The organism is Collinsella sp. AF29-7AC (assembly GCF_003475665.1).
Lineage (GTDB): Bacteria > Actinomycetota > Coriobacteriia > Coriobacteriales > Coriobacteriaceae > Collinsella.
In genome coordinates, this window is sequence record NZ_QRQX01000002.1 from 57373 (window position 1) to 76874 (window position 19502).

A 19502-nucleotide genomic window follows, 5' to 3' on the forward strand; every position below is an offset into this window, starting at 1 on the left:
CGGGGAGACCTATTTGTCGTGAAGGACGGTGCCGAGGAAGTCGGTGTCGAAGGGCACGGCTTCGGCAAAGGCGTAGTCGCCGTCGCTGGCGATGAGCAGGTAGTTTTCCTCGCCGCCGAACTTCGCATCGCCACATGGGACCACCCAGGCGTGGATGAACACCTCGAGCGCCGTAGCAGCGCAATCACGCAGGAACGTCACATCGCCTCCCTCGTTTGCGCTCACGATATTGGCAACGTAGATGCCGCCGGCATTCAGGCTGCCCCGCACCAGGCGCAGCGCCTCAACGGTCGCCAGCTCGCGCACGGGCTCGGCACCGCCAAAGCAATCGCTCACGATCACGTCGTAGCGACGATGCCCCACGCTCGTCACGCCCAGGTACGAACGCGCCTCGGCAGTAATCACCCGCAGGCGATCGCCCGCCGTGCGCTCCAGCTCGTCTAGGTAGAACCAGCGGCGGGCCAGACGCGTAATCTCTCCGTCATACTCGATGACGTCCATGCGCAAACCCTCGTGCGACATCAGTGCAAACTTGGGATAGGCAAACCCGCCGCCACCCAGCATGAGCATACGGCTGATACCGTGACCATAAACGTCGCGCATCGCATCCTCGGCCTCAAACACGTCGTCAAACGCACGATAGTACGCAAAGGCGGGCTCAGCCCAACGCTCGCCAACGTAACTCGCGCTTTGGTAGACGCCGCCTTGCACCAACACGCGAATCTCATCGCCGCCCTCATCGTGCACGCGTTTCACACGCGCCAACCCATTGCGGGTTCGCGCAACCTGCAGACAGGCAGCACGAACAGCGACGGCGGCCGCACCAAGCGCCGCGGCTCCCAGAGCAACGCCGGCAACGACGCCAGCAGAAACACTCGGCTTGTTCATTTAGAGCTCCTTTTGCAGATAAAGGCCATGATCGTAAAAACCCAAATGCCGATAGTACTCGCGCGTACCAATCGCGCTGATCACGTTGATGCGCGCATAGCCCGCGTCCCGAGCAATATGGCACGCACACTCCACCAGCGACCGTCCCAACCCATGGTGCTGGGCTGCCTGGCCTTGATCCCCCACGCGCGCCGCCATGCCATACACGTGCACCTCGCGAATCATCGCCTCGTCCGGCGTCGTCGGCAACTCGTCCGCATGCGCGGCAACAAATGCGCGATCGGGCAGCGACAGCCGCAAAAAGCCCGCAATCTTGCCCTGCGGCGTCACCCACTGCAAAAAGCGCTCGTGCGTCACCGGCGTCTCGTACGTCACTTCTTCGTCAAGGGTCAACTCGCCCAGGTCGGCACCCGCCGTGCTGATCTCGCGATAGCGAATCTCACGCACCGTCGCACCGTCACCCCGAGCAGCCAGGCGGTTCTCAACGAGCTGACGCAGGTTGGGCTTCTTGTTGCCCACCATAATGTCGTCGGAGCTAAAGTCGCGAATCATGCGGCTGATGCGGCAGAACGCCGGCGTCACCACGATGTCATCGGCCAGTACGTCGAGCAGCTCTTCCTCGGTATAGGGGCGCCACTCGCCACGCTCGTAACAGCCCACCAGGCGCGAACCCTCGATGAGCGCACACGGGTAGACCTTGACCTCGTCGGGCATAAAGGCGCCCTCGGTCATAAAGCGCTCGTAGTCGCGCTTGTCACCCTCGGGCGTGGCGCCCAGCAAGTTGAGCATAAAATGCGCATGGATCTTAAAGCCAAACAGGCGCGCAAGCGAAAACGCGCGCTCGATCTGCGCCACCGAAATGCGACGCTCGTTGATATCGAGCAGATGCTGGTCGAGGCTCTGGATGCCCATCTGGATCTTGGTACAGCCCAGACGACGGATGAGCGTGAGCGCCTGCGGCGTTACAGCATCGGGGCGCGTCTCGATAACGAGTCCCACCACGCGATGCTTCGCCGTCTCGTTGATGCGTTGCTGCTGCTCAAGCTCCTCCATCGTTGCCGCCTGCCACTCGGCGACCTCGCCCCACGGCGTGCCGGGGCCGTACAGACAACGCACCGCGCGGTTATAGCCGCCCACGGCAGCATCCACACGCCCCTGCTCGTCGGCAACGCCGGCAGCGAGCTTGGCCTCGTCTGTCGCAATGTCGGCAGCCCGATAGCGCTCGCGGCGCTCTGTTACCACCGGCGGCAGGGCATCGGCGGGAGCATCATCGAGCAGGCGCCCTGCCTCGGCACGGCTGATGCCCGGACGCGCCAACATGGGGTTTGCCGCCACGCCGGCGACGGCATCGTCATTGAGCGCACGGAAGAGCTCCGACATAAACCATGCCTGATACCCTTGCGGATAGTCGCTCCAGGTACCACCGAGCACGATGAGCTCTATCTTGTCGGTCGCATGCCCCATCTGCGAAAGCGCGGTCAGACGAGCGCTCACCTGCAGATACGGATCGAAGCAGTTTTGCTCCGCACGGGCACACGCCGGCTCAGCGTGCAGATAGCTCTTGGGCATGCGCAGATCGTTGGGACAAAATAGGCAATCGCCCGAGCATGGCCAGGGCTTGGTGATGACGGTAATGGTCGCCACGCCCGAAGCCGTGCGGCGCGGCTTCATGCGCAGCACCTGCAGCAGTTGGCGTTCCAGATCGGAATCGACATTCCACGCAGCCCACCGAGCCGGCTCCTCACGTTTAACCCGCTGGTAGAACGGCAGCAGACGGCGCTTGGCCAAATCACGTTTGTCGGCACCCTCACGGCGCGCCTCGGCATGTATCAGTTTGACGAGCGCTTTGTCATCCACGGTCTCGCCGCGACGCAGAGCCTCGAGTATGTTCAAGATAATCTGTTCCATGCCCCCATTGTAAAGGCAAAGGCGCCGGAGCCGATCTCGGCTTCGGCGCCTTCATCAAACAGCGCGTCTAAGCATCTATGCTTGTGGACCAGCCCGCAGCCATCACTCCGGATCAAACGACATGTCGCCCGAACCGACCTCAAAACGATACGTGGCAGACTTGTCACCGTTATCGAATTCAAGATTCAAAATGGTCTCGCCGTCATAGCCAAGCGGAAGGAAATCGCTCTCGAAGTCGCCGCTGCCCAAGGTGAGGCTCGCCTTAAAGCCCGTCGAGTTCGGAACCGTCATCTCCACATCGCCCGAGCCCACACTCACGTCCATCGACTTCGCGGGGGCCTGGTAAAGCTCGAACGTCACATCACCCGAACCGACCTCAGCGCTGAGCGCATCAGTCACGCTGCCCGTAAACTCTACATCTCCCGCACCCAGGAAAAGATCGAAACCATCACAGATGACACCGGCAATCTGCAGATCGCCCGAGCCCACGTGCGCGTTGACTCCCTTCAGATGTTCGGCAACACGGCGCGGCAGCTCGACCGTAACTGAGCGATCGATTGCCTTACCGTCATCACTTCCAAACTGGGAAACCTTGAGCGTCGAGTCCTCGACGGATGCGATGTTTTGCGTCGCGGCCTTGGAGGCATCCATACCCTCGGCAACGCGCCCCCGCTCGATAACGCGAGTCTTGTTGCCATCAACAACCTTGACGTCCACCGAAGCCGCATTGATATCGAAATCGAGGTAGCGGAACTCATCGGCATCAAAAGTCGTGCTCGAAAGCTGCTGAGGCCGAGCGGAATAGTTGCCGCCATCCAAAAGATCGTCGTCGTCAAGCGCATCGTCCATACCAGACAAGCCGGATACAACATCGTCGAGATTCCACGGACCATCAAAATGAATCAATGTCCGCGAAATGCCAAAGACAAGCCCAATGATGAGCACAAACGCTCCGATGCCAACGCCCAAGCGTACCTTGGATTCATGTGAAAGCTTCATCATTCATCACCCTCTTTGGCAATCGGCTCAGCGGTAGTCGCGGTAGCCACGTCAGCATCAACCGAAGCGGAAACATTCTGAGCCCTAGCTGTCACCGGCGCCGGACCAACCTGGATATCCCCACGCGCCCAATCGCCATCGAGCGCACGTGCCACCCAGTGATAGATGGGGATCGTAAAGAAAATCAGCGCGGCAAAGGGGCCGGCACCAAACGGGAACATCAGCAAAAAGAACAGCAGCCAACACACAGCCCAATACGGGAACGACTGGAACGGGCCCTTCACCGGAGTCGAGCCAACCGCACCGCCACTCGTCGCCTGCGCCGTAGCGGCATTGGCGGCCTGCGCGCTCCAACTTGCCGCTTGCGCCGCCTTGGCGGCGGCATCACTCGCCTGTGTTGCCGCCTCGGTAGCACGTGCCGCTGCCTCATGGGTACGGGCGCGCTCCGCTGCCTCGGCCTCGCGCTGACGGGCGCGGTCCTCGTTCTCAAACTCGATATCGTCCTCGATCTCATCGCTCGGATTAAGGAGCTCGTCCAAACTCACGCCATAGAGTTTTGCGAGCGAGATCAGGTTCTCGGTATCGGGCGAGCTCTCCGCACGCTCCCATTTACTGACCGCCTGGCGCGACAGCCCCAGCTTTCGCGCCAGCCCTTCTTGGCTAAAACCCTTGCTGCGACGAAGGTCGGCGAGCCGCTGCGCAGTTTCTACATTCATGGTTCCTCCTATGCGATGCCAGCCGTGCCGCCGGACCGTTTTTGTTCTTAAGGCGCCTTGCACAGTTAAAAATCTATCCGCCACCGCCAAAAGCATGCCACCTATTCTAGTGAGATTTTTGACAACCGGCGGTTGCGGGCATATATGAGCTGCGGAAATGTGTCCAAACAAAGCAATGACCCGCAGCTCGGTTGTCCCCGTTGCGGCGTTAACGGTAGTATGGTCGTACTGTTTATTCCGCACCGCCAACGGAGGGAGTTCCGCGCCGTGAACCGCGATTTCGCCTCATCGCTCATTCAGCTCAACAATACGTTCTATCGCGAGCACTCCGCCTCCTTCTCCGATACGCGCCAGGCACCGTGGCCCGGCTGGGTACGCACCATGGACATAGCGCTCGAGCAGCTCGACGTCGCCACGATCGAGCATCCCGTCCGCGTCTTCGATCTTGCCTGCGGCAACATGCGATTCGAGAACTTTGCCGCCGGCGGCGCACTTTCCGCCAAGGGCGTCGACGGCGCAAACCCCTCGGCAGATGCCAGTTGCCCGTTTGAGTTCTATGGTGTTGACTCGTGTCAGGATTTGGCTATCGATGCGCACGGTCACGCCCTGCGCATTCCCAACCTGCACTTCCAGGAACTCGACGTACTCGATGCCCTCATGAAGCTCAACCCCGCCGAGACACCCGACGTGCTTTTCGACGCCCCGCTCGCCGACATCTCGGTCTGCTTTGGCTTTATGCACCACGTGCCGTCGTGCGAGTACCGCGTACGCGTGCTCGACGCCCTGGTGCGCCAGACGCGCCCAGGCGGCATCATCGCCATCAGCTTTTGGGAGTTTATGAACGACGAGCGCATGGCGCGCAAGGCCGTTCGCGCCGAAGCCCGCGCCGAGCTCACCCCGCCGTTTGAAAGTTACGATTCCGCGCAGTTTGAAGCCGGCGACCACCTCATTGGCTGGCAAAACGACCGCCACGCCTACCGCTATTGCCATCACTTTGACGATCAGCAGATCACCGACCTGGTGCGCGGCGTGCGCACATTCTACAAGAGCGGCGAGGTCCCCGTGCGCGAGCTTGAGCGCTTCCATGCCGATGGTCGCAGCGGCGAGCTCAACCGTTACGTGATTCTCAAGCGCCTGTAGGCATCGGCGACTTGCCGCCGAGCCGCACCGCAACTTTCGGGCAAGCTATGCCCCACCCTTTTCAACCCATTGATGGAACGTGCTGCCATGCGTTCCATACTCATGATCAAGGAGCCTCATGGGAGCCGTCCACGTTCGCACGCCTAAGAACTTTGTGCTCGAGGAGCGCCTGGAGCGCTACGCCGATGCGATTGAGACGAACCCCGAGGCCTATGCCGGAGATTGGCGCGAGGCTTGCGCGCCAGTTGGCAGCAAGCCCTTCGAACACCTTCACCTGGATCTTGGCTGTGGCAAGGGAACGTACCTTGTAGAGCGCGCGGCCCACGAGCCAAACACCCTCTTTATCGGTATGGACCAGGAGCCCATCTGCATCGCCTATGCCGCACAGAAAATCTGCGAGCAGGAGCTGTCCAACGCACTCGTCCTGCCCCGAGGCGCCGCATCGCTGCCGCAGTTGTTTGCCGCAGGCGAGCTCGATGCCATTACCATTAACTTTCCCACGCCGCAGCCCAAGGCCAAGTACGCCAAAAAACGACTCGTCCATGTCGACCATCTGATGCTCTACCGCCCGCTCTTTTCAGCCGGCGCCACCGTCACACTGCGAACCGACAGTAAGCCATTGCGCGACTACGCCCTGGGGCAGTTTGCCGCGGCCGGCTACGATACACTTTGGGTAAGTGACGACGTTCGCCGCGACCATCCCGAGCATCCCGAGACCGAGTACGAGTGCCGCACGCGCGAAATGGGTGCCGTCGTCTATGGCATTTGCGCCACACCCGGCGCGCAGCCCAGCGACGAACAGCTCGCGGCGGGCCGCGTGCAGGAACAAAGTCTTGCCTGCTACCTACCCAATAACCTCGATGAGCTCACCTATGTACCTCTGGGCATGGAAGAAGCCGTTGAGAACTTTAAAAACCGCGCCCGCAAGGGCAAAAAGTGCCTGCCTCAGGAACGCTAGTACCGCGCGCCCATTTCCTGCATTTTCTCGCGCGCTAGCACCCCGCGCCGCCGCTACGCCATAATAGTTGGCGGACAAACGGCGAGAGAAAGCAAACACATGGCACAGACCACGACAGATACCGCTGCCAGCACCGTCTCCGGTGCCGGCGCCGCCAGCTCATTCTCGGGCGGCACGGGAACCGAAGCCGAATTCGGCTCGCTCGGCGCGCTCTCCCCCACTTGGTGGGAGCCCGAGGACGGCAGCGAGCCCGAACCGTGGCTCACGCCCGATCAGGCCTTCGAGCGCTTCTTTGAATGGACGAGCGGCCGCGGCATTGAGCTGTGGGATCACCAAGAAGAGGCCCTCATGGACCTGGCCGCCGGCGATCACGTCATTTTGGGCACGCCGACCGGATCGGGCAAATCGCTCGTCGCGCTGGGCATGCTCTTTATGGGCATGGCGCAGGGCAAACGTTGCTATTACACGGCCCCTATCAAGGCCCTGGTCAGCGAAAAGTTCTTCGATCTGGTACAGGTGCTCGGCCGCGATAACGTCGGTATGATCACCGGCGACACGCATATCAACACCAAGGCACCCGTCATCTGCTGCACGGCAGAGATCCTTGCCAACGACGCACTGCGCGAGGGCGAAGATGCCGATGTTGGCTGCGTCGCCATGGACGAGTTCCACTACTTTGCCGACCCCGATCGCGGTTGGGCCTGGCAGGTGCCGCTGCTCACCCTGCCTCACACGCAATTCATGCTCATGAGCGCCACACTCGGCGATGTCACTGCCATCGCCGCCTCACTTGAGGAGCACACCGGCGCAACCTGCGACTTGGTTGTCGACGCCCCGCGTCCGGTTCCGCTGAGTTATGACTATGTGACGACCTCCCTCGAGGGCACGGTCGAGCTCGCCATGCGCCGAGGCGAGGCCCCGCTCTATATCGTGCACTTTAGCCAGGATGCTGCCCTTGCGACGGCACAGTCGCTCGCCAATTTTGGCATCGCCAGCAAGGAGCAGCGCGAGGCCATCAAAGAAGCGGCAAAGGGAACGAGCTTTTCCACGGCCTTTGGTAAGATTCTCAAACGCCTGCTTGGATGCGGCGTCGGCGTGCACCATGCTGGCATGTTGCCGCGCTATCGCCTGCTGGTCGAGCGCTTGGCGCAGCAGGGTCTGTTGCCCGTCATCTGCGGCACCGATACGCTCGGCGTCGGCATCAACGTACCCATCCACACCGTGGTGCTCACCGCGCTCACCAAGTTCGATGGCTACAAGATGCGTCGCCTACGCGCCCGCGAGTTCCACCAGATTGCCGGCCGCGCCGGCCGCTCGGGCTTCGATACCGAGGGCATGGTGATTGCCGAAGCACCCGAGCACGAGATCGAGAATGCCAAGCTTATGGCCAAGGCGGGCGACGACCCCAAAAAGCTCCGTAAGATTAAAAAGAAAAAGGCTCCCGAGGGCTTTGTCTCCTGGAACAAGCAAACCTTTGAACGCCTGATCGAGACGCAGCCCGAGACGCTCAAGCCGCGCCTGCGCATCACGCACTCTATGGTAATTAGCGTGGTCGAGCAGGGCGGTAACGCCCGCGCCCGCGTGCACGACCTTATCGAGACAAGCCTGCAGACCCCCGAGGAAAAGGCCAAGCTTGAGGTTCGCGCCGACGAAATCTTCGCCACGCTTATCGATTCCGGCGTCGTCGTGCGCACCGAAGTGCCGCCCGCGCCGGATGCCCCGGCCGACGCCGCACCGGACATCGACTATGCGCTGACGGTCGATCTGCCCGAGGACTTCGCACTCGACCAGCCGCTCTCGCCGTTTTTGCTTGCCGCGCTGGAGTTGCTCGATCCCGAGAGCGAGACCTATACCATGGATCTAATCTCAATGGTCGAGGCAACGCTCGAGGATCCCAAGCAGGTGCTGCGCGCACAGGAGCGCGCAGCACGCGATCGCGCTATGGCCGAGATGAAGGCCGACGACATCGAGTATGAGGAGCGCTTGGAGCGCATTCAAGACGTCACGTACGAAAAGCCGCTCGAGGATTTGCTCGACGCCGCCTTTGACAAGTACCGCCAGGAAGTACCCTGGGCAAACGACTACCAGCTCTCTCCCAAGAGCGTCCTGCGCGATATGCTGGAAAGCGCAAGCGATTTTAAGGGCTACATTCAAAAGCTGGGCATTGCCCGCTCCGAAGGCATTTTGCTGCGCTACCTGGCAGAGGCTTACCGTTCGCTCGATCGCACCGTGCCCATCGAGAAGCGCGACGAGCGTCTGCGCGACATTATCTCGTGGCTGGGCTTTGTGGTGCGCTCGGTGGACTCGAGCCTAGTGGACGAGTGGGAGAACGCCGGCAACCCGGCCGCACTCGACGCCGCGCCGCCGCAGGGCATCGACGAGGTCGTGGCGGACCGCCGTGGCTGCACGCTGCTGGTGCGCAACGCACTCTTCCGCCGCGTGACCCTTGCCGCCCGCGGGCACGTGCGCGACCTAGGTGACCTCGACGACGACTGGGGCATGAGCGAAATCCGTTGGCAAAAAGCGCTCGATGCCTATCATGAGCAGCACGAGGAGATTCTTACCAACGGCGACGCGCGCTCCTCTGCTATGTTCTCGATCGACGAGAGCGACGAGAAGGCCGACCACCTATGGCATGTGCACCAGGTCTTTGCCGACGAGGACGGCGACCACGACTTTGGCATCATGGGCGATGTCGATCTGGACGCCACGCAAGACGGAGGCGAGGTCGTCTTCAAAAACTACCGCGTCGGCTTTATCGAGGACTTGCTCGAGGACTAGCCGAACATATTGAAGCGAAACGAAGCGGGGCCGCTGGCAACATCGCCGGCGGCCCCGCTTTTACACGATCTGCTATGCCCTACTCGGCATCCTCGACCTCATACGAATCTGCCTCGGCCGGATCATCGTTTGTCTCTGGCGCGGCCTCGCGCGCCTCGTCAAATGCGGCCTTCATGGTTTTGTTGCCCCATGTGAGCTTGCGAATGGTAAGCTCATCAGCTTTGTTGTGGGCCAGGCGCAGGTTCTCGGTGCTGCGGCGCAGGTCGTCCTTGGTCTTCTCGAGCTGCTTGATGGCGGCATCGATTTCCTTGATCGCCGACTCGAATTGCTTACTCGCCAGGTTGTAGTTACGCGAGAAGCCATCCTTAAACTTTTCCATCTTGGCTTCGAAGTTCGTAACATCGATATTCTGCTGCTTGTACTCCGCCAACTCCTGCTTATAGCGAAGCGAACCCATGGCGGCGTTGCGCAGCAGTGTGATCATGGGAATGAAGAACTGCGGGCGGATCACGTACATCTTCTCGTAGCGATAGCTCACGTCCACGATCCCCGCGTTATAGAGCTCGCTCTCGGGCTCGAGCAGCGTGCAGAGCACCGCGTACTCACAGCCTTTCTGGCGACGATCGTGATCGAGCTTCTTAAAGAAGTCCTCGTTTTTATGCTTGGTCGCGGTCTCGTCGTTCTCGTTTTTCATCTCGAACATGATCGAAACGATCTCGTTGCCGCTCGCATCGCACTCGCGGAAGATAAAGTCGCCCTTGGTGCCCTCGGACGCATCGTTATCTTTCTCGAAGTACGCGTTAGGAAACGCCGTCATGCGCAGACGGTTAAACTCGGTCTCGCAGTGCTGCTCGAGCGACTCGCCCACCATCTTGGTGGACAGGCGGACTTTCATGTCCTTAAGGCGCTCGATCTCTTCATCCTTGTAGCGAATCAGCTCATCGTTCGCCCGTTTGGTCTGCGCAAGCTCGAGTTCGTGTGCCGCCTTGGCCTGCTCCTCGCGCGAATCGCGCACCGCAAGCTCGCTCGTCAGTTTGGCACGCGCCTCGTCGCGCTCTCGCTCCGCCGCGGCAACCGCCTCCGACAGATTCATTTTTGCCCTCAGTTCCTGCTCGCGCAGCTGGGCGCGCAGCCCCTCGGCCTCCTGCTCAGACTGAGCCTTTGCGGCGGAAAACTTCTCCTGCACCTTAGCCTGATAGTCGGCAAGCGTGCGCTCGGCCTCGCTGCGAGCGGCATCGAGCTCGCGCTGTGACTCAGCCGCGGCAGCGGCAAGCGCCATCTCCTGGGCCTTGTCCGCTGCGGCAAGCTTGGCCTGCAGCTCGGCAATCTGGGCATCACGCACAGCCACATCGTTTTGGGCAGCGTTGCGCGCCGCTGACTCGGCAAGCTTTGCTTCGTCATCCTTGCGCTCTAGCTGCGCACGCAAGTTATCGACTTCGCGTTGGAGCTCAGCATTCTCCTTTTGAGCGTCGGCGCGGGCCTCGACCGCCGCGCGCTGGCTTGCGCTCTCGCGCTCCGCGGCAGCGCCCTCGAGCTTGGCGCGCAGCTCGGCAAGCTCGGCATCGCGCTTGGCGACCTCTTGTGCCAGCTGTTGAGCTGCAGCGTTCTTTTGCTCGACAAGCTGAGCGTTACGCTGAGACTCCGCCTTTTGCAAAGCGGCCGTCGAACGCGAACGCTCAAGCTCCAGCGCCTGCTCGCCCTCGCGCTGGACTGCCTTCACACGCTCTGCCAGGTCGTGCGAGAACTCGGCATCGCGCACTTGCTTGACGATATCCGCATAGCCGGACGCATCGACCTTAAATACTTCGCCGCAATGCGGGCACTTAATCTCGTTCATGGCAGCTCCTCGATGGACGCAAACTTCAACCGCATACACTCTACCGCGCCGCACGGACAAAAAAAGGCGCCGCCGCCATAATGGCAACGGCGCCAGAACCACCACAAAGGTGACTGTCCCCTTTGTGGTGGCTTGGATCCTTACAGGTCGCGGTAGTCGATCAGGCGAAGATTGGGTTGAGACTCAAGCCAAGCGCAAAGCTCGGGGTCGATGAGTGCATCAACTTCCTTGGCACGATCGGTCGTAAGCGAGCTGCTCTCGAGGATAAAACGATCGAGATAGCCCGGATGGCACACAAAGACGACCGTCTCGCCGTCCTCCATCTCTCGAACCGCCTGCATAATCGAGTCCTTGGGTTCGTAGCCCGGCTCCATCGAGTGCATCACCATCCGCAGGTCGGTATCTCCGCAATGCACCACCGCCGTGGGGTCGAAGCTCGCCTTTTGCTCCTTAAGGCCCAGCTCTTGGGCAACCGTCGAGATCGCGCGGTTAAGGTTTTTGCTCATGACGGCATGGGCCTCAAAATAATCGGGTTCGCGGCCCACGATCTCGACAAAGCGGTCATGCTGCGCGCGAATCTCGATGCAGGCCTCGTCGAAGTCTATCAACTCCTCGCCGCGCTTAAAGTGCTCGCGGAAGGTACGGCTGCTATGGAACTCACCGTTCTCGTTGAGCATGCTCGGAATGAGCGCCGGGTCGGCACACGGCTTGCCCAGGCATACGTTGGTATGCTGGCCCACCGCAATGCCGGCATCCGCCACGAGCGACCAGCCGCGCTCAGCTTCGGGCATATTGGGCATCAGGCCCGCCGAGCGCACCAGGCCCTCATTGATACTGCGGGCAATCCCCAAGTCAACGGCATACGAATAACCAATATCATCGGCACGAATGAGCAATTGCTTCATATTGACCCCCATCTATGGAAAGGGGCACTTGAAGTGCAACCAAGTGCCCCAGGCAATTATCTTACCGAACAGACGCTTTAGGCCTTGGCGGCGGCAGCGTCCTCATCGAGCTGCTCTTTGGTGAAACCAAAGAGATAAGCGATGGCGGCGGCGGAAACAAACGCGGCACCCGATGCAATGCACCCCCATACGAGATTGGCAGTTCCGCCGGCAACATATCCGGTGATACCCAGAATATTCGTCGCGCCCAAAACATACGTCGTCACATTGGTAAGAGCCGCGATCAGGCCGCCGATAGCGCCGCCGGCAACCATGGCACCCAAGCAGCGGGTGTACTTAAAGCCGCAGCCATACAGCGCGGGCTCCGTCACGCCGCCGACAATGCCGGAGAGCGAGAAACCAAGCATGGCACCCTTTTCGTCAGTCTCCTTAAGGCGCAGGAAGGCGCCGAAGGCCATGCCCCACGTGGCGAACTGAGCGATAGCACCCGCGACCATAACGCAGGAGTCAGACCCTGAGGTGAGCACCTGCACAATGCCGAGGGCAATCAGAACCTGGTGCATACCGGTCATAACCAGGAACTCCCAAAGCGCGGCAATGGCGACGAGGGAGAGGATCGTGACGATGCCGCCAGCGTTTCCGAGGCCGAACATAAAGTTGCCGACCAGGTCGCCCAGAATGGAACCAATCGGAGCTAGGGCGCACAGGGAAACGGGGGTCATCACAGCCATGGTGCACACGGGCACAAACACCGTGGAGAGCATGTCGGGGATGATCTTCTTCATGAACTTCTCGACGACCATCAGCACCGGCATAGACAGCAGCATGGGAAGCACGGTCGCAGAATAGTTGTTCAGCTGAGCCGGGAGCACGCCGTAAACCATCGTGATCGTAGCACCAGAATCCGCAGCGGCGTTGACCAACGTCATGAACTCGGGGGCAATGAGCACGCCGCCGAGCATCATGCCGAGCGGCTGGCTGCAGCCGAGCTGCTTTGCGGCAGCCCAACCCAGATAGACAGGGAGGAAATAATAGCCGGCGTTGTAAATCCAGTTGTAGAAGAAGTTGTAGATGTCAGAATCTGCAGACCAGATACCGAGCATGCCGTCGCCGCAAAGTACGGCAAGCGTGCGGAACATGGCGGCGCCCATGATAATGGGGATCGTCATGCACATTGTCTTGGACAGGTAGTTAAGGGCCTTCTTGCCCGCAGTCTTGACCGTCAGTGGCTCCTTGGTGCCGTCATCGAGGTTCTCGTCAATGGAGCCTTCGCCCTTGACGCCCAGCGCAATGGCGGCGTCATAGACCTTCGGCACGTTCTGGCCAATGATGACCTGATACTGGCCGCCAGACCACTGTGCGCCCAACACACCCTTGATCTTCTTAACTTCATTATCATTGGGAATGGACTGATCTTTGAGGTTCAGACGCAAGCGGGTCATGCAGTGCGTCGCGTTCGTCACATTGGAGGCGCCGCCGACGGCAGCGAGCACGTCCTCGGCAATCTTCTTGTTATCGACAGTCATGTCGAATCCCTTCTCTTCCAACTAAAGGCCGTGGGACTTCACGGCACCAAGACGCACGATTCCGCTCGCGCCTGCGCAGCGCGCGATACCAGTTGGCAAGAGATTGATTTGCATGTGATTCCCGGGTGGATCGACATGAAAAAAGCCCCGCGCACAACCGACAGAGACCCAATTATGGTCTCGGCAGAATCGGTAGTGCCTCTCGGAGCTGCGCCGTGAGTAACACCCAACACACGGCGAGTATATGCGGCAGATGCGTTCGTTGCGGCTCAGATTACCGACGAACGGTAGCAAACGACCCGCGAACGGTCGCCATGACGGAAAGGAAATACCAGAGAGCCTATTTATCCGAGTGGACAGAAGCCACGCGATTCACATGCATGATCAGATAGACGAGCCCCTCTTGGGCCAATGGCTCGCCAAAGGTCTCTTGAATCAGATCGTCGACACGGTGAGCGCAACGCGATGCCGCCGGATACTGCTCCACGAGCACGTCGTAAAGACCGGAGTTCTCGGTATCGATCGGCTCTTTCTTTGCCACGCGGTCGAGCAGATAGCGCACATGAGTGGCAAAGCGGGCAAAGGCGAACGACGAGCGATCGACCGTCACACCCAACTCTTCTTGAATAATCGCGACCGTCATATCGAGCAGTCGCTCCTCGTGCTGCTCGGCAAGCACGCGCCGCTCGCTCGGCTTAACCGATGCGTTGACAATCGACATGGCAATGCCCGCGGCCTCGCTTCGGGGCATGCGCACATGAAAGCTCTTCTGGATACCGCGAACAGCCAGCTCGCCCAAGCGGTATTCGATGGGATGCAGCTGCTCAAGATCGCGCTCAAGCGGCAACGACACCACCATGTGTTCGCGGGCGCGCTTAATGGCAAACTGAATATGGTCTGCCAATGTAATGGGAAGGTTAGGACTCAATTCGTACGAAAGCTGTCCGGTCGCGATATCGGCCAGCTGAGCAGAAAACTCCAGCACCTCGGGATCGACCTCATCGATAAACGCCAGGTACTTTGAATCGATGCCGTAAAAGGTACGCGTGATGACATCCAGGTCGACCTCATGCGGCATATCGCCAAAGCCGATACCGCGGCCCAGCGCGATAAGCTGACGCCCCGCGCCGTCTTCGCAGATGGCAGCGTTATGGTTAATGCGCTGGATAGCCCTCATGGATTCATCGCTCCTACTGAAACGCGCCGCACAGACCATCCGCGCGGCGCGTTCATTCTACCTGCACTTACAGCTACAGTCCAAAGAAGCCTAGGATTTGGTCACGGCTTACGGGCTTGTACTCGTTGGCATCGAGGCCGACATCATAGCGAAAGATGGGGCGCTCGCGATCGCGGTTGCGCGCGTTGGTGCGGTCTCCCCTGCTGTGAATGTGCCCGTGCAACATGATGGCGCCACGCGCCTTGCCGTTCCAGCTGAGCATGGGGTAATGGCTCATTACCAGGCGATGGCCCTTAGCGTAACCGGGGGCGACCTCCAGATAATCGCGCACCTCATCCCAAATGTGCGGCGCGTCTGGATCTTCCCAGTCGCCGTCATGGTTACCGCAGATGAGCGTTACGTTCTGACATTCGATGCGCTCGCGCAGGCGCACCGCTTCCGCCAGGGGCAATCGATACGTAAAGTCTCCCAGGACATAAAGGCGGTCGTCCACAGCCACGCACTCGTTGATGGCATCGATGACACGGCGGTTCATCTCCTCGACCGAGTCAAACGGTCGATCCATGTCGTGCAGGATATTCGTATCGCCCAGGTGCAGGTCGGCGGTAAACCACATCATCGTCTATGTCCTCATTTCGCAACGCGTATAAGACCTGTCTAGTATACAGACGCAGCGACGAGACAATTACCCAAAGAGCCCACCGAACAGACCTCGGCGGCGCTTGTCCTTTTTATTCGAACCTTTACCCCGGGCGTTCTTATCCTTTTGCTTTTTGCGGTCCTGCTCCAACTCATCGTCATCGAGCAGCGAATCCCACTCAAACGGATCGTCTACCAGATTGAACAGGTCATCGTCATCAAACATGACCGCCTCCATCACCGATTAGCGAGTATCCACCACATAGTTGAGAAGTCTACGGGTTCGTGCGGACACAAATTCACCCCGTCCGTGTCTTTCAATCGTTTGCCGCAACGCTTGCGCAACGGAACGCTTGCAGATAAGATAGGAACACGGATGGCACCCGTGGCAGCGGGTCTTGCCAACTCCGATACACGTTTTCATCGTGAGAAATGGCCGTCTTCGCTTACGCGGGGACGGCCACTTTGTTTATCCCTATGTCATCTGATTCTAATGCACAAACATGCGCACGAACTTGTGCTTCCAGCTTGCGTAAGGAGCATAGCGGAATGGCACGTCGAGCCAGGTTGCCTTGTTCACGATGCTCTTCTTGTGACTAAACGTATCGAAGCTCTCGCGGCCATGGTACTGCCCCATGCCGCTCGCGCCCATGCCACCAAAGCCCATATGGCTCGTAGCCAGATGCATGATCGTGTCATTAACGCAGCCGCCGCCAAAGGGTACGTAGCGCACAAAGCGCTGCTGAACCGCGCGATCCTGACTAAAGACATACAGGGCCAGCGGCGTCGGGTGATTCGTGATGAACGCCTCGGCCTCATCCAAGCTCTCAAACGTCAGCACCGGCAAGATGGGGCCGAAAATCTCCTCCTGCATTACGGCGTCCTCAGGCGCCACGCCGTCCAAAATCGTCGGCTCAATCTTGAGCGAAGTCTCGCGCGCGGTACCTCCAAGCACGACCTTATCGGGATCGATCAGCCCGCGCACGCGCGCAAAATGCTTGGCGTTGACGATATGCCCGTAATCCTCGTTATCGAGCGGATGCTCGCCAAACATACGGCGGACCTCTTCCTTGATGAGACCCAGCAGCTCGTCGTGCACGCGCGTATCGACCAGCAGGTAGTCGGGCGCCACGCAAGTCTGCCCCACGTTGAGCCATTTACCAAAGGCGATACGGCGCGCCGCGACCTTCAAGTTAGCCGTCGCATCCACGATGCAGGGACTCTTCCCGCCCAGCTCAAGCGTCACGGGCGTAAGGTTTTTACTTGCGCGCTCCATAACGAACTTGCCGACCGGAACGCTACCGGTAAAGAAGATCTTGTCCCAGCACTCGTCGAGCAGCGCTTCGTTCTCGGCGCGCCCGCCCTCGACAACCGTCACCAGGCACGGATCAAATGCCTCTTCACAGATCTGCTTGAGCACCGCACTCGATGCCGGAGCATAGGCACTCGGCTTGATGACCACGGTGTTGCCTGCGGCAAGAGCGCCAGCGAGCGGCTCGAGCGTTAGCAAAAACGGGTAGTTCCAGGGGGCCATGATGAGCGCGACGCCATAGGGCACGGCTTGCGTCTTGCACACACTCACGGCGTTGGCGAGGTCGCACGGGCGCAGGCGCGGACGACTCCATCGAGCCACGTGCGCAATCTGATGACGGATCTCGGAAAGCGAGGTGCCGATCTCGCACATATAGGCTTCGTCATGTGACTTACCCAGATCGGTCTTGAGCGCATGGGCAATATCGGCTTCGTGCGCCCGCACTGCGTCGCGCAAGCTCACGAGCGCGCGACGGCGAGCGTTGACATCAAACGTGGCGTGCGTCTTAAAATAGGCGCGCTGATCGGCAACGATGCGCGCGATTTCCTCGGTGTTCATGGGCCCTCCTAGTTCTCGTCTTCAAACATACCACCCGCAACGACCTCGTACATATGCTCGAGCTCCAAACGGTCCATTAAAAGCGGAACGGGGTACAGGGGATTGGCCTCGGCATCGGCATGCGCCGCCATCTCAGGAATGTCGGAGCGGCGAATGCCCGTCACATATTTGGGTATGCCCAAGGCGGCGTTCATGCGGTCGACCCAATCGATAAAGGCCTCAGCAGCCACGTTGTCCAGCGCATTAGCCGGCGCAATGCCGGCCATGCGGGCGAGATCGGCGAGCTTGGGAGCAGCAGCTTCGCCATAGGCGCGAAGCATGTGCGGCAGGATGATGGCGTTGGCCAAGCCGTGGGGAATCCCGTAACGCCCGCCCAGGCTGTGCGCGATGGCATGGACGTATCCAACATAAGAGCGTGTAAAGGCAACGCCCGCTTTATACGCCGCCGAAAGCATATTGCGGCGCGCACGCATGTTGCCACCGCACTCATAGGCCTCGAGCAAATTGTCGTGGATGAGCTGCACCGCCTGGCGCGCCATCTTGCGCGTATAGGGCGTGGTGCTGCGCCCGATAAAGGCCTCGACGGCATGCGTCAGGGCGTCCATGCCCGTTTGCCCCGTAATGGAGGCGGGCAGGCCGCGCGTAAACTCGGGGTCGTGCACCGCAAAGCGCGGGATCAGCACAAAGTCGTTAATGGGATACTTGTAGTGCGTCTCGTCGTCGGTAATTACCGCTGCAAGCGTGACCTCGCTTCCCGTGCCCGCCGTGGTGGGAACGGCGATGAGCAGCGGCAGGCGACGATGGATACGCAACAGGCCGCGCATCTTGTTGATGGGCTTCTTTGGCTGCGCGATGCGCGCGCCCACGCCCTTGGCGCAGTCCATGGCCGAACCGCCGCCAAAGCCGATAATGGCCTGGCAGGTGCTCTCTCGATACAGAGATGCCGCTTCCTCCACGTTTGAGACCGTGGGGTTCGCACGTGTTTCGGCATAGACCGCAGCGCTAATTCCCTTGGACGCGAGCGCTGTCTCGAGCGGTGCCGTGAGCCCCAGACGGGCAATGCCGGGATCTGTCACGATAAGAACATGGTGTATTGAACGCTTTTGAAGCACTGCGGGCACTTCCTCAGCGTGCTCTAAAATGCGTGGCTCGGTATAGGGCAGCACCGGCAATGCGATGCGAAAAACCGTTTGATACGTTCGGCACCAGGCGCGGCGGGCTAGATGCATAAAGGAAGCTCCTTCATTTGTTGATTGGTCAACATTTGCTCGACCGATTGTACTCATCGGAGGTCGCACGAGGTCTAGCAATCGTTAATCAATCAACATCTACACATGCTTAAATTGTTTTATTAAAAATCATTCCTAATAGGCTTCACATTCGGTCTCATTTATGGATAATAGAACTCGTCAAGACGCACGTCCGGAGAGGGCCCTTACGGGACCGGACGAGCGCACCATCGCCATCGATCGAAAGGATCGAATCATGAAGTTTGTTTGCCCCGTTTGCGGTTATGTGGAAGAGTTCGACGGCGACCAGCTGCCCGAGGATTTCAAGTGCCCCCAGTGCGGCGTTCCCGGCTCTCGCTTCCTGAAGCAGGAGGAGGGCCAGCTCGAGTGGGCTGCCGAGCACGTCGTGGGCGTCGCCAAGATGGAGGGCGTCTCCGAGGACATCGTTGCCGATCTGCGCGCCAACTTTGAGGGCGAGTGCTCTGAGGTCGGTATGTACCTGGCCATGGCTCGCGTCGCTCATCGCGAGGGCTATCCCGAGATCGGCCTGTACTGGGAGAAGGCTGCCCACGAGGAGGCCGAGCACGCCGCCAAGTTCGCTGAGCTCCTGGGCGAGGTCGTGACCGACTCCACCAAGAAGAACCTCGAAATGCGCGTTGAGGCCGAGAACGGCGCCACCGCCGGCAAGACCGATCTTGCCAAGCGCGCCAAGGCCGCTGGCCTCGATGCCATCCACGACACCGTGCACGAGATGGCTCGCGACGAGGCTCGCCACGGCAAGGCTTTCGCCGGCCTGCTCAAGCGCTACTTTGGCTAAGCCAGCAGCCTGAGAGATAATCTCTAGCTTCATAAGGCCCGGGCTGCATGGTTCGGGCCTTTTTTCGTGTCTCGAGAACTCGTAAACGCCCTGAAATAGAGCTATCTTCGGC

The 19502-nt window shown here is 60.0% G+C and carries 16 protein-coding genes; 4 read left to right on the forward strand and 12 right to left on the reverse strand.

Annotated elements, in window-relative coordinates:
• Positions 1–9: 9 nt before the first annotated feature.
• The 4 genes from DWZ15_RS01035 to DWZ15_RS01050 form a co-directional block, all read right to left on the reverse strand.
• Positions 10–888, reverse strand: coding sequence for a spermidine synthase (locus DWZ15_RS01035; RefSeq protein ID WP_118448736.1), 879 nt, complete (start codon positions 886–888; stop codon positions 10–12).
• On the reverse strand, positions 889–2796 hold the full coding sequence (locus DWZ15_RS01040; protein WP_118448739.1) for an elongator complex protein 3: 1908 nt from the start codon (positions 2794–2796) through the stop codon (positions 889–891). It abuts the gene before it with no gap.
• A 102-nt stretch (positions 2797–2898) separates the two neighbouring features.
• Entirely contained in the window at positions 2899–3798 is a 900-nt protein-coding gene (locus DWZ15_RS01045) for a DUF4097 family beta strand repeat-containing protein (protein WP_118448742.1), read from the reverse strand.
• Positions 3795–4511, reverse strand: a complete 717-nt coding sequence (locus tag DWZ15_RS01050; protein ID WP_118448745.1) for a helix-turn-helix domain-containing protein — start codon at positions 4509–4511, stop codon at positions 3795–3797. Before DWZ15_RS01050 ends, DWZ15_RS01045 begins: the two co-directional genes overlap by 4 nt.
• A gap of 267 nt (positions 4512–4778) precedes the next feature.
• Here DWZ15_RS01050 and DWZ15_RS01055 point away from each other — a divergent pair, with 267 nt between their 5' ends.
• The 3 genes from DWZ15_RS01055 (at position 4779) to DWZ15_RS01065 (ending at position 9390) form a co-directional block, all read left to right on the forward strand.
• Complete coding sequence (locus tag DWZ15_RS01055) at positions 4779–5651, forward strand: hypothetical protein (protein ID WP_117563514.1); 873 nt, start codon at positions 4779–4781, stop codon at positions 5649–5651.
• A gap of 118 nt (positions 5652–5769) precedes the next feature.
• Positions 5770–6609, forward strand: coding sequence for a tRNA (guanosine(46)-N(7))-methyltransferase TrmB (locus DWZ15_RS01060; protein WP_118448748.1), 840 nt, complete (start codon positions 5770–5772; stop codon positions 6607–6609).
• Positions 6610–6708: 99 nt separating this feature from the next.
• Positions 6709–9390 (forward strand): RNA helicase, encoded by a 2682-nt coding sequence (locus DWZ15_RS01065; protein WP_118448751.1) that lies wholly within the window; start codon positions 6709–6711, stop codon positions 9388–9390.
• A 79-nt stretch (positions 9391–9469) separates the two neighbouring features.
• On the opposite strand, the gene DWZ15_RS01070 is transcribed toward DWZ15_RS01065, so the two are convergent.
• The 8 genes from DWZ15_RS01070 to DWZ15_RS01105 form a co-directional block, all read right to left on the reverse strand.
• The gene (locus DWZ15_RS01070; protein WP_118448754.1) at positions 9470–11227 is read right to left on the reverse strand and encodes a DUF2130 domain-containing protein; all 1758 of its coding nucleotides are present in this window, start codon (positions 11225–11227) and stop codon (positions 9470–9472) included.
• Positions 11228–11367: 140 nt separating this feature from the next.
• Positions 11368–12132 carry a ChbG/HpnK family deacetylase gene (locus DWZ15_RS01075; protein ID WP_089573337.1) on the reverse strand — a complete coding sequence of 255 codons (765 nt, stop codon included), beginning with the start codon at positions 12130–12132 and terminating at the stop codon, positions 11368–11370.
• Positions 12133–12209: 77 nt separating this feature from the next.
• Complete coding sequence (locus tag DWZ15_RS01080) at positions 12210–13658, reverse strand: PTS transporter subunit EIIC (protein ID WP_118448757.1); 1449 nt, start codon at positions 13656–13658, stop codon at positions 12210–12212.
• 340 nt (positions 13659–13998) lie between these two features.
• Positions 13999–14835, reverse strand: a complete 837-nt coding sequence (locus DWZ15_RS01085; RefSeq protein WP_158572470.1) for a PRD domain-containing protein — start codon at positions 14833–14835, stop codon at positions 13999–14001.
• 73 nt (positions 14836–14908) lie between these two features.
• Positions 14909–15454: a metallophosphoesterase gene (locus DWZ15_RS01090; protein ID WP_118448762.1), complete on the reverse strand. Its 546-nt coding sequence runs from the start codon at positions 15452–15454 to the stop codon at positions 14909–14911.
• A 66-nt stretch (positions 15455–15520) separates the two neighbouring features.
• Complete coding sequence (locus tag DWZ15_RS01095) at positions 15521–15700, reverse strand: hypothetical protein (RefSeq protein ID WP_118065551.1); 180 nt, start codon at positions 15698–15700, stop codon at positions 15521–15523.
• Positions 15701–15964: 264 nt separating this feature from the next.
• A complete protein-coding gene (locus tag DWZ15_RS01100; protein ID WP_118448765.1) occupies positions 15965–17344 on the reverse strand; it encodes an aldehyde dehydrogenase in 1380 nt (459 codons plus the stop codon).
• An 8-nt stretch (positions 17345–17352) separates the two neighbouring features.
• Positions 17353–18630 (reverse strand): iron-containing alcohol dehydrogenase, encoded by a 1278-nt coding sequence (locus DWZ15_RS01105; RefSeq protein ID WP_369833162.1) that lies wholly within the window; start codon positions 18628–18630, stop codon positions 17353–17355.
• Between the two features lie 196 nt (positions 18631–18826).
• Here DWZ15_RS01105 and DWZ15_RS01110 point away from each other — a divergent pair, with 196 nt between their 5' ends.
• Positions 18827–19390, forward strand: a complete 564-nt coding sequence (locus tag DWZ15_RS01110) for a ferritin family protein (protein ID WP_070097113.1) — start codon at positions 18827–18829, stop codon at positions 19388–19390.
• Positions 19391–19502: the final 112 nt, after the last annotated feature.